Source organism: Indolivaga macrotermitis (genome assembly GCF_900128985.1).
In the GTDB taxonomy this organism is placed as follows: Bacteria; Bacteroidota; Bacteroidia; order Bacteroidales; family Dysgonomonadaceae; genus Dysgonomonas_A; species Dysgonomonas_A macrotermitis.
The window spans coordinates 1-1,757 of the sequence record NZ_FQUC01000042.1 but is presented as its reverse complement, the minus strand read 5'-3'; the positions used below and the strand labels follow the sequence as shown (position 1 = coordinate 1,757).

The 1,757-nt window shown below is 45.6% G+C and carries 1 pseudogene; it reads right to left on the bottom strand.

Annotated features, from left to right (window positions below):
* Positions 1-1,757, bottom strand: a pseudogene (locus tag BUC12_RS19620) (N-6 DNA methylase); the annotation flags it as partial.

The following is a 1,757-nucleotide window of genomic DNA, read 5'->3' as shown; positions in this document are numbered from 1 at the left end:
GTTGTATTGAGCAAAGAGTGTTTGAGCAGGTGCATACCCGTATACAGCCTGTTCTCACCCTGTACGGCAAATTTTTCGTTGATAATCATATTGCTTTTATCCGCCTTAACTGTAAAGTCATCACGGGAAGCATAGTAGGATATATCGACATCCGTTTCAAAGAGTTTACCTATATAGTCTTCATAGGCTCCCGTATCGATCCACCTTTCACCGAAATTGAAATCCAGCTCTTCGTACCGGATAGGTTGCGGAGTAGCTTCCTGTAAGGCTTTCAGTGATGTTTGGGAAGGAAGGTCATCGGGATGGTTTGATATGTAGCGTTTTATGGCTTCCGCTTTTTCAACAACGTTACCCGCGATAAAGCGGTCCTGGACTTCGTAATTCTGAATCAATGGATTGAAATAAATACGTCCTTGTAATTCGGAAACAATCTCTTCCCTGTTTTTTCCGGATAACAGCGACTCCATATAGTCAAGCCGGACTTCGCCATATTTATTCAGTGATGCTATTAACGCTTCATTCGAAGTATCGGCAACAGTAATCTCATTGGGATTGAATGCGACGGGCATGGAGAAGATATCGGCTTTTTGCAGGTTGCCGTCTACACTTCGTTCCAGTGAGAGTATCTCCCTGCCTCCGGCATCCATTTTAATAAGGTCGAGGTTCTTTTTATCGTTCAGGTAGCCATAACGTTTTACAAAATTGTCATAACACAAATTAAGGTTGCCGCGCAGGGAAGCATGTTCGGTCAGGTGTTCGGCTTCGTGGTTGTAGAGGGTATGGTAGGTATCGCGTATCTCTATATAGCGACTAATCTTTGCCCGTTGCTCGAAAGATATATCCAATGCCTGAAACACTGCATCATCGCGATAGCGTTCTTTCAGAAAACCTGCCTGTCCGTTATCTTCTACCAGTGAGCCTTTTTTATGAAACTCGAAAAGTTCACCCGAATAAGGGCGTGGCTCAAAGGAGCGTTTACGTTCTTCCTGCTGTTGTTCGGCTATTCGGGCATCTTCTATAGGGTAAAGCCCCTCCTGGCCTCCCCGAAGGGGAGGAACAGAAGTCCCCCTTGGGGGATTTAGGGGGCTGTCTTTGGAAAACATACTCAACTGTACAGGCTTTCCTTTAGGAGCAGGCGCTTGCTTTTTGCTTCTGGCGGGTTTCACCTGTGTGCGTTCTTCCTGAGTAAAGCCGAATAAGTCGTATAAAGAAATGACAGGGTCAGAAACATTGACTTCCAGTGATTGATAAGTTGTTTTCTCTTTTACCTCTTGCTTTTGACTCCGTTGATCTGAGGATTCCTGTTGGATAGGTTGCAAAATGTCAACTTGCGGTTTCGACTCCGGCGCCGGTGTTTGGGCAACGGTTTTTCTTTCCTTTTCCCTAAATGCTTTTCCGCCCGTAAACCAGTCATCTTCGAGGGTTTGCCAAAAAGGGTCGAGGCCGTCCGTTTGCCAGAGGGGATTAAGATCTCCGGAAATACGGGATTCATCGGTCGTCAACGATTTCTCTTCTTTAATCTTTTCTGTGGGAATCTCCGGCTGTGGCGTTGCCTCAGTAATATGCCGCTTAATGGAATTACTACGATACAGTTCCAAATCAAGGTTGCTTTTTAAGTCGCTCCGGAGCATCCGTCCCATATATTCCGCCATTTCCTCCATACTTCCTTCATACAGGAATACCTGCGCGGGCTTGCCATACGGGTCTGTACCGATAGACGCTTTATTTTGCACAATCCTGCCATGATTATAGAAATA